A 9,542-nucleotide genomic window follows, 5' to 3' on the forward strand; every position below is an offset into this window, starting at 1 on the left:
GCTTTATGATTGAAAACAAGCCGTACTGGATAGCCGCCAGTAAAGTCTTACACCTTAATGGCGAAGATGGGCAGCTCAATTCAAGCGTAAGTTATTGGCATGATTTTCCGTTATCATTAGATGACACCCTTTCTCCACAGGAAAAGAAACGTAATACGGTATGTTACCCTCGTACCGTGTCCCTAATTTCATTAGAGAATGATGGCTTGATAGCGATAGAGGATGAAAACACAAAATGGGCCCAAGTGACGGCACTGGATGAGCAAACGCTACCGATACATGGTTGGGTGAATATAAAAGACAATGCACAAGCTCATATCAAACGGCGTAGTCCATGGCACTGGCCTGGGTTTGAAACAATAGAAGAAAAGGCCTCGATAGGTGAATTATCTGACAAGATAGGCAAGAATAAAGTGGCGAAATTAGATTTAGCCGATTACACGCCAGCGATGCGGGCATTACATCAAATCTTAACGGGCACACTGATATATTCAACCCAACGAAAAAAAGACCTACCGCCGCCGACTTTTACGGATAGGGATTTAAAGGAAGGATTACGCCGAAGCTGGACGGCGGAGTTGATAGGGCATTTACTGGTGAAATATGAAAGTGAATGGTATGCCGATGAAGCGTTAAGCAAATGGAACGAAGTTGATGAGCTATTTGAAGAAGAAAAACAACAACAAAAAGCAATTATTGAGGCGGGGTTAGATAAACTCGGTATTACCCAGCCTTGCCTACGTGATTTTGCCTTAGATGTGGTGGACGAAGCGCATGAACATGTCAAATCAAACTGGCAACTAGAAAAAGCACAGCGCATTAAACCGTCACTGTGGTGGAAAGAAGTAGCACAAGCGCAAACTCAAAATCAAACAACCAGCACAGAACAAAGCAATGCGAATACCAATACCAATACCTCTAAACTGTCTAATCTATCAACTGATGGCAAGGCATGGTTTATTCATCCGGTAGCGATGATGGATTATTTTAATGTTATAGAAAATAAGAAAACTGAAACTTGGGATAGTGTTACAAACTCTAGAATTGCGTTATTACACCCGAGAATTCGTCAACATACTTTAGATTTTATAAATGACGCTGAAAGCAAATTAAATTTAAAGTTAAGGGTTTCTGATGGTTATAGGTCTATTGAAGAACAAAATAAACTTTACGATAAAGGTAGGAAAAATTCAGATCCTATTGTGACAAAAGTTAAAGGTGGATATAGTTTTCATAATTATGGATTGGCGATTGATGTGGTAGAAATTTTAGATAAAAAAGCCATTTATTTTGACAATAAGCACCCGAAAATAAAAGAAATTGTAGAGATAGCAAAATCATACGGTTTTTTATGGGGTGGGGACTGGGTTACATTTAAAGATTATCCACACTTTGAATTTAGATACGGTTTTACTGCTACTCAACTTTTAAAAAAATATAATGCTGGAGATATAGATGATGAAGGTTATGTCAATATTAATTAATATGTTAATATTTTACTTTCTTATTGGAAATGCTAATGCAGATGTTTTTGAAACTCAATCTTTTTCATCTGAAGGGGCAGAATTAATTTGTGATTATAAAAAAAGTAACGAATTAGTATTAAATGTTTATGGAGAAACATTTGCAAGTAAAATTAAAGTTATAAAAAGTAAACCTCATAATTATAACATCAATGCTAAATTTGATTATTATGATCTCCCGATTTATGAAAAATTTCGCAATATTTTAAGTGTTAATTATGATTTTTATGTTGAAAATGATCAAGTTATTGAATCTTCATTGCTAGACTCTGATTTAAAGCAAGTAATAAAAGATATTTATAAATCTATCAAACAAATTTTAAAAGAAGCTCATGAAAATCAAAAATGTTTATCATGGGATTTTTAGTGAATCATTAATAATATACGTGATTTGTTGTAAAACTTATCAGATAACAATAAAACATAAAACGAGTAATGGATGTCAATTTATTATTCGTTATGGTGAGGTAGATCGTAAAAGTATTAATGTTAAAGTTGGCGATGTTGTTAAGCAAGGTACTGTACTTGCAAAAACAGGATTATTATTAAAAGAGCTCAAAGTTGGTGAAAAAAGTGTCCATGCCATTGAAATTAAAATTAATTCTAAACAAACGAAAAAATATAAACCATTATTAACTATTGATGGTCACGTTATTTATATGTTGCATTTAGAATATTATTCAGGTGAAAACGGTTTAGATTTGAAAAATCCATTAACTAATAGAGCAAACTTACCATACCAGAGGCGTGCAGATTTATTAGACCCTCTAGAATTATTAAAAGAAGGATACCGTAATTCATTTTCATCTGAACCTCAATAATTTGGAGGAGTAAAATGATAAAATTTTTGTATATAAATTTGTTTATAATTTTATTGCCTTATGTTGCTTATGCATCAGATATTAATTTGGCTAAAAATAATTATTATATGTTGATGAAAGATAATTTAAGTGAACAACTTCTACAAACAAAAGAAGGCAAGTTATTAGTTACACAATTAGATAATCTGATTTTTTTGAATCAAGATAAAATAGTTCTTTGGGGATGCGATTTTAAACAAATGAAAGAAAGTTGGGAAGATATCAATAAACAATTAAATCAAAGTGATTTTTTTAAAGATTATGATAATGAGTTAAGAAAATATCATTTAACCTTCAGAAATTTTATCAAAGTTTATACTAATGATAGAAACAGTTCATCAAATATTTGTAATAGCAGTGATCATATGAATATTATTTTACTTGATAATAATAATCTAATGATACCTTACGAAAATGAATTGATTTTTTTTAAGCGTTTATCAGAAGAACAAGAAAATAATATCAATAATTATCATAATAATGTTAAATGCCTTGAAACTAAACGAGTTGACATGGATATTACTGATATTTGTTATTATCAAAACATGACAATATTGGATGTATATGAAGCAATGAGTTTTGATCCTTCAAATTTATTTAGAAAAAAAATCAAAATAGGAGAAGATTTTTCCAGTATTTACGAAGATGATGATATGAGAGTTTAGGTTGAATATAAATGGAAAGGGAAAAATAGGCTAGAGGTTGTTCAATATTTTGATGGAGGGGTGACTTATTACACATTTATTAATCAAGAAAATAGAACAAAATTAATAATTAAACTTTCTCCAGACTAAAAATCACACAAAATAAAACAGCAAACATCAATCAAACGAGCGCTAATGCTGATAGCCCTAAACTGATCAATCTATCCGCAGATGGCAAGGCATGGTTTATTCATCCGGTGGCGATGGTGGATTATTTTAATATTGAAACGGCAAAACTCTGGCATGAACCTTTAGAAAATCCACAAAGGACGTATTACAATTTTAGTGGTGCGGATAGGGCTCAAAATGGTGCTTTTGGTATCGTTCGAACTCGTTTAGATAAAAATAACCCTAAAAATACAATACCTTGTGCTCATGCTGGTTTAGATATCTTTGCCGATATAAATACACCTTGTTATGCCTGTTTAGATGGTGAAATAGTGCAATATAAAAATGAGGGGAATAACGGATACGGCAATGTGTTAGTCCTTAAAGTTAATGGTGAGGATTTAAGAAAATCACGAAACGAGACAGACCTGGAGTTTCGTGATAAAGGTGAAATTGAACAAGCCAAGGATTTTAATATTAATGCTGACCATTTTTATTTGCGCTATTGTCATTTAAGTGATAAACGTGCTGACTTAGAAGTGGGTGATAAAGTTAAGTCTGGCGATTTAATTGGCTATACTAGCGATACCGGTAATGCAAAAAAATGCCTTAATCCTCACCTACATTTTGAAATTGCAATGAAGATAACAGGTAACCGCTCTACCGCATATGATACGCAAACCAATAGATTAGGCTTTAAAATTAATCCTGCATTATTTGTTAATTTACAGCCAATAGACGAAGATGAACAGAGAAAAGTAAAAAAGCGAAGAAAAAAAGAACGAAACTTAAATAACAACGCCAAATAAAAAATAAGGAATATCAATATGAAGTATATAAAGTGTATATTGCTGACCCTATTCTTAACCCCCACTATCAGCCATGCCATTTTTCGCATTTATACTGGCAATATTGGGCAAGATAACGCCGAATTTTATTTTGATGATGAATATGCTTTTTATATTGCAGGTAAAGAGCAGCAAGTTAAACATTTAAGTTTTATAAGCGAAAGAGAACGTAATGATAAGTTTAATTTTACAATTACTTACGAAGATTCTTCTTTTAAAAACATATTAGATAAAATATATATTGAAAATTTTGATGATGTCACTTTTTATCATGGGACTGAAGCCTATCAAAATCTCACAGGCTACACTCTTAACGGAGACAAAGTAAATTTACACAAAATATTTGAATATAATACCATTGATGAACGAACATGGCGCGAAGTAGAATTTAACGATATTGAATTTTTACAGAATAATAGTTCCAAAGATTTTTATTTTAAAGTGATGTTTTCTAAACTCAAAAAATCGACTGGCAACGTAGTCGGTATCAAAATATATCGCAAACATGATGGTAAGCTTATTCAAACCATTAACGGCATCGACGGGTGTGATTTTCTTGGCTATGTTAATATCTCGAATCACGAAAAACTCTGATTATAATTTTGATGGTGATAATAATGATTTTAGTCTTATTAAAGACAGATATCATGGGCCCAATACCACCGCAGAATATTATGTTTACGACAAAACCCAACAACAATTTGTCAAATTAAATCTCGATGGTAATGATTTTCGTTTTGATCGCGAAGCAAAAACTGCCACTAGCTATAAAACCTGCCCAAGTAAAAAAGAGAATGATCATATATCGCTAACCGATAATTTTCAATACATAGGCAATAATCGTTACAAACGGGTCAAAACCGAATGCCTGTATAAATCGGGGGAATATCTGAACGAAGACAATAACCAATTTGAATATAAAAAACAAAGGGCGTGTAAACCTAAAGAAATAAAAGATTGTCGAAATTATATTGATAATAATGATTATGATAGTTATTAATGGTACTGAGCTAATTATGTAGCTGAACTCATTCGTGGCGGAAAGGGGCAAGATACGACGTTACCGAGTGTCTATTCTGAGCCTGCGAATGATGATGATTTTTTCACGATTCGCTTTATGATTGAAAACAAGCCGTACTGGATAGCCGCCAGTAAAGTCTTACACCTTAATGGCGAAGATGGGCAGCTCAATTCAAGCGTAAGTTATTGGCATGATTTTCCGTTATCATTAGATGACAACCTTTCTCCACAGGAAAAGAAACGTAATACGGTATGTTACCCTCGCACTGTGTCCCTAATTTCATTAGAGAATGACGGCTTGATAGCGATAGATGATGAAAACACAAAATGGGCCCAAGTGACGGCACTGGATGAGCAAACACTACCGATACATGGTTGGGTGAATATAAAAGACAATGCGCAAGCACATATCAAACGACGTAGTCCATGGCACTGGCCTGGTTTTGAAACAATAGAAGAAAAGGCCTCGATAGGTGAATTATCTGACAAGATAGGCAAGAATAAAGTGGCGAAATTAGATTTAGCCGATTACACGCCAGCGATGCGGGCATTACATCAAATCTTAACGGGCACACTGATATATTCAACCCAACGAAAAAAAGACCTACCGCCGCCGACTTTTACGGATAGGGATTTAAAAGAAGGATTACGCCGAAGCTGGACAGCGGAGTTGATAGGGCATTTATTGGTGAAATATGAAAGCGAATGGTATGCCGATGAAGCGTTAAGCAAATGGAACGAAATTGATGAGCTATTTGAAGAAGAAAAACAACAACAAAAAGCACTTATCGAAGCGGGATTAGATGAGCTGGGCATCACCGAGCCTTACCTCCGTGATTTTGCCTTAGACGTGGTAGACGAAGCGCATGAACATGTCAAATCAAACTGGCAACTAGAAAAAGCGCAGCGCATTAAACCGTCACTGTGGTGGAAACAAGTGGCACAGGCACAAGCGCAAAACCCAACAGCAAACACAGAAGCAAATACCCCTAAACTGTCCAATCTATCCGCAGACGGCAAGGCATGGTTTATTCATCCCGTGGCAATGGTGGATTATTTTAAAATAATTGAAAAAAAGAAGTGTTGGGCAGAAAGCCCGTTTGCTTTATTATTAGGAAAAGTAGAATCCAATAATGATTATTCAGCTTATAACCAAACCAAACCAAAATTAAGGGCTTTTTTTAATACTAACTTGACCTCTATGACAATAGAAGAATTAATTGATAAGCAGACAAAAAGGGAAATATTTGCTGCAGGACGTTTTCAAATAATTCCACAAACTTTAAAAGCTGCTGTAACTTATTTAAAGTTAGATTTATCACTGAAATATAATAAAGAAACACAAGATACTTTATTTGAAGAATATTTAATAAAAATTAAAAGAAAAAACATAATAAAATATTTAGAACATAATGGTGATATTGAAGATGCAATTTATGATTGGGCTAAAGAGTTTGCATCAGCTGGGGTGCGTAAAGGTAAAGCAATAAGTGGAGGACGAGTTGCTACTTTTGAAGGTTCATCATACTACCAAGGTGATGGATTAAATTCGGCTCATATACTTCCAGATCAAATGGTTGAAGCATTGAGAGAATCGAAAAACGGAAATTGGAGATAAATATGAAAATATTTAAGTATTCTATTTTATGTTTTATTCTGTTTTCAATTAGTTATACTTGCATAGCTCAAGAGAAAGAGCATATTAACTTAAATTTTAACGATTTTACTATTAAAACTAAAACAAAAATAAAAAATGCAAACTTTGCTTATCATTATTTAGTAAAGGTCTATGGATGTGGTGGTGGTGCTATTTGTGGAGAAATTAGCAACTTACTATCAAACAAAGTTATTGGTTTACCTAATGCTTATTTAATAGAAGATGAAAATGGAGAAAACGAGTTTTTAATAGAATATCATTTAGATAGTAGCTTGATTGTTATTTCTGGAATAATAGCAGATCCTGATGAAAATGAAGATAAAAACGGTTACAGAAAAAGATACTATAATTTTATTAATGATCAACTAGTGTTAATTAGTTCAATAAAAGAGGATTAGCGCAATAGTTTTTGCTTAATCTGACATTTAAGTTATTTTATAACCAAAAAGTAGCCATGCCATTGAAATTAATTCTAAGCAAACAAAAAATATAGACCATTATTAATTATTGATGATCGCATTATTTATATGTTGCATTTAGAATATTATTCAGGTGAAAACGCTTTAGATTTGAAAAATCCATTCACCAATAGAGCAAACTTACCATACCAGAAGTGTGCAGGTTTATTAGACCCTCTAATTATTAAAAGAAGGGTACAGTAACAGCTTTGGGGCTGACCCTGAATAATTAGGAATAAAAGTATGAAAAATATTATATTAAAAATCTTATTATTAATTTTATTATCACAAGTTGTTTATGCATCAGATTTTGATTCAAATAACAATTATTATAGATTAATCAATGAGAAATTAACTCCTGAAACAGACAAAAACATAAAAAAATCATTAAGTAATTTGATTATAGATAATCAGCAAAAGATAACCTTTTTAGGTTGCGATTTTAAAGAATTAACTGGAAGTGAAGACGATATAAATAATGAATTAAATAAACATAATTTTTTAAAAAATTATAGTGATGAATTAAAAGAATATCATCTAACCACTACTAATTTCGCTAAAATTTATACAAATGATAGAGATAGTTTATCAGAAATTTGTAACCGTAATGATTACATGAATATTATCCAACTTGCTAACAATGAATTAATGGTTACTTATAAAAAACAATTAGTTTTTTACCAACGGTTACCAGAACAAGAAGAGAAAAACCTTAATAATTATTATAGTAATACAAAGTGCATTGCATTAGAACAAGTTGATATGAGTTATACTGATATTTGCTATTATAACAATATGACTATTTTGGATGTTTATAATGCAATGAGTTTTGATCTTGATAAGGTATTTAGAAAGAAAATTAACGTGGGCGAAAATTTCTCTGTTACCTATGAAGACCGAGATGTGGATATTGATTATAAATGGTATGGTAAAAATAAACTAGAATTTACTCAATATTTTCAAGGAGGCATAACAACTTATACTTTTATTTATCAGAACGGTAAAACAAAATTAATAACAGTTCTCTCCCTTGATTAATTATAAAAAATAGGAAAGATAAAACTTAGCACACATAGAACTCTTTACCTATGATTATTTACCTGAATTTATCAATAATATCTGAGTATTATCAGATAAATTACCAGAAATAAAAAAGACAATTTTGTTAGTGGAAGAAGACGCAAAACTAATTCAAGCATCTAAACCAACTGGTTTTTACCAGCAAGGTCGGGGGATAAAATTTGTCAGTGATACGAGTCATTATGTAACTATCCCCTAAAATAGTACAGCAAAAAAGTAGAAAATTCTCTATGATACAAGTAAAGGGGATTTAATTATGAAAAAAATGACTGAACATCAAATCGTCGCTATTTTAAAAGAAGCTGAAGCAGGTATTCCTGTCAAGGAACTCTGCCGTAAATATGGCATGGGGAATTCAACTTTCTATAAATGGCGAGATAAATACGGTGGTATGGAAACCTCTGATATTAAACATTTAAAGGAGCTTGAGGCCGAAAACCGTAAACTTAAACAGATGTTTGCTGAGCTCAGTTTAAAATCTCAGCTTCAGGAAGAAATCATAAAAAAGCTTTAGTGCCAACTGGAGCACGTAAAACGTGGGCACAGCAACTACAACAAAATCATTTGGTTACTATTGCTATGAGTTGTGCCATTGTTGGCTTAAGTCGTTGTGCTTACTATTATCAACCTAAGTTACAGGATGATTCGGTGATTGTTTCGGTATTGAATGCTATCACAGACCGGCATTTACGCTGGGGCTTTCCTAAATGCTTTAATCGTATCAGAAAGCTCGGCTATAAATGGAATCATAAACGGGTATATCGGGTGTATTGTGAATTAAAGCTTAATCTCAGGGTAAAGCGTAAAAAACGTATTCCTCCACGAAGCCCAGAAAGGCTATTGGTTCCTAATAAACAAGGTGAATGTTGGTCAATGGATTTTATGAGTGACAGTAGCTGTAATCAACGTCGCTTTAGGACATTCAATGTCATTGATGACTTTAATCGTGAGGCGTTAGGTATTGATATTGCAGTAAGCTTACCGGCAGGGAGAGTTACCCGTTACTTAGATAAACTGGCTGAATATCATGGCTATCTATTAAAAATACGCGTCGATAATGGACCAGAATTTACAGGAAAAACCTTTATAAACTGGGCTAAATCACATGATATAGCCATTGATTATATAGAGCCCGGTAGCCCATATCAAAACGGGTACATTGAACGATTTAATCGCACCTATCGTACTGAAGTACTCGATTTATATCTTTTTAACAACTTAGCACAAGCAAGGAGAATAACCGAAGAATGGTTAACGATTTATAACACCGAAAGACCGCATGAG

General features: G+C 32.8%; 12 protein-coding genes. All 12 read left to right on the top strand.

Annotation, left to right across the window (positions count from 1 at the left end):
- A partial coding sequence (locus tag A9G23_RS11280; RefSeq protein ID WP_141674928.1) for a M15 family metallopeptidase occupies positions 1-1,484 on the top strand: 1,484 nt, incomplete at its 5' end.
- Complete coding sequence (locus A9G23_RS08715; RefSeq protein WP_065587241.1) at positions 1,456-1,890, top strand: hypothetical protein; 435 nt, start codon at positions 1,456-1,458, stop codon at positions 1,888-1,890. The genes A9G23_RS11280 and A9G23_RS08715, both read left to right, overlap by 29 nt.
- Positions 1,856-2,344, top strand: coding sequence for a hypothetical protein (locus A9G23_RS08720; RefSeq protein ID WP_065587242.1), 489 nt, complete (start codon positions 1,856-1,858; stop codon positions 2,342-2,344). Before A9G23_RS08715 ends, A9G23_RS08720 begins: the two co-directional genes overlap by 35 nt.
- 14 nt (positions 2,345-2,358) lie before the next feature.
- Entirely contained in the window at positions 2,359-3,048 is a 690-nt protein-coding gene (locus tag A9G23_RS08725; RefSeq protein WP_065587243.1) for a hypothetical protein, read from the top strand.
- 242 nt (positions 3,049-3,290) lie between these two features.
- Entirely contained in the window at positions 3,291-4,004 is a 714-nt protein-coding gene (locus tag A9G23_RS08730) for a M23 family metallopeptidase (RefSeq protein WP_065587244.1), read from the top strand.
- 18 nt (positions 4,005-4,022) lie between these two features.
- Positions 4,023-4,637 (top strand): hypothetical protein, encoded by a 615-nt coding sequence (locus tag A9G23_RS08735; RefSeq protein WP_065587245.1) that lies wholly within the window; start codon positions 4,023-4,025, stop codon positions 4,635-4,637.
- Complete coding sequence (locus A9G23_RS08740) at positions 4,600-5,043, top strand: hypothetical protein (protein ID WP_141670029.1); 444 nt, start codon at positions 4,600-4,602, stop codon at positions 5,041-5,043. Before A9G23_RS08735 ends, A9G23_RS08740 begins: the two co-directional genes overlap by 38 nt.
- A gap of 117 nt (positions 5,044-5,160) precedes the next feature.
- Complete coding sequence (locus A9G23_RS08745; RefSeq protein WP_065587247.1) at positions 5,161-6,681, top strand: hypothetical protein; 1,521 nt, start codon at positions 5,161-5,163, stop codon at positions 6,679-6,681.
- Between the two features lie 2 nt (positions 6,682-6,683).
- Positions 6,684-7,118, top strand: a complete 435-nt coding sequence (locus A9G23_RS08750) for a hypothetical protein (protein ID WP_065587248.1) — start codon at positions 6,684-6,686, stop codon at positions 7,116-7,118.
- A 303-nt stretch (positions 7,119-7,421) separates the two neighbouring features.
- On the top strand, positions 7,422-8,216 hold the full coding sequence (locus A9G23_RS08755) for a hypothetical protein (RefSeq protein WP_065587249.1): 795 nt from the start codon (positions 7,422-7,424) through the stop codon (positions 8,214-8,216).
- A 298-nt stretch (positions 8,217-8,514) separates the two neighbouring features.
- A complete protein-coding gene (locus A9G23_RS08760) occupies positions 8,515-8,772 on the top strand; it encodes a transposase (RefSeq protein ID WP_065587250.1) in 258 nt (85 codons plus the stop codon).
- Positions 8,772-9,542 (top strand): IS3 family transposase (locus A9G23_RS08765; protein WP_065587251.1); only part of this gene is annotated, 771 nt, incomplete at its 3' end. The genes A9G23_RS08760 and A9G23_RS08765, both read left to right, overlap by 1 nt.

Origin of the sequence: Gilliamella sp. App4-10, assembly GCF_001690495.1 — a bacterium.
Classification (GTDB): domain Bacteria; phylum Pseudomonadota; class Gammaproteobacteria; order Enterobacterales; family Orbaceae; genus Gilliamella; species Gilliamella apicola_G.

Bases quoted from the DNA above. Each gene is read 5' to 3' on its own strand.
- A9G23_RS08730 (WP_065587244.1), top strand. From the start codon at position 3,291: ATGGTGGATTATTTTAATATTGAAACGGCAAAACTCTGGCATGAACCT.
- A9G23_RS08750 (WP_065587248.1), top strand. From the start codon at position 6,684: ATGAAAATATTTAAGTATTCTATTTTATGTTTTATTCTGTTTTCAATT.
- A9G23_RS08725 (WP_065587243.1), top strand. From the start codon at position 2,359: ATGATAAAATTTTTGTATATAAATTTGTTTATAATTTTATTGCCTTAT.
- A9G23_RS08760 (WP_065587250.1), top strand. From the start codon at position 8,515: ATGAAAAAAATGACTGAACATCAAATCGTCGCTATTTTAAAAGAAGCT.
- A9G23_RS08715 (WP_065587241.1), top strand. From the start codon at position 1,456: ATGATGAAGGTTATGTCAATATTAATTAATATGTTAATATTTTACTTT.
- A9G23_RS08735 (WP_065587245.1), top strand. From the start codon at position 4,023: ATGAAGTATATAAAGTGTATATTGCTGACCCTATTCTTAACCCCCACT.
- A9G23_RS08745 (WP_065587247.1), top strand. From the start codon at position 5,161: ATGATTGAAAACAAGCCGTACTGGATAGCCGCCAGTAAAGTCTTACAC.
- A9G23_RS08720 (WP_065587242.1), top strand. From the start codon at position 1,856: ATGAAAATCAAAAATGTTTATCATGGGATTTTTAGTGAATCATTAATA.
- A9G23_RS08755 (WP_065587249.1), top strand. From the start codon at position 7,422: ATGAAAAATATTATATTAAAAATCTTATTATTAATTTTATTATCACAA.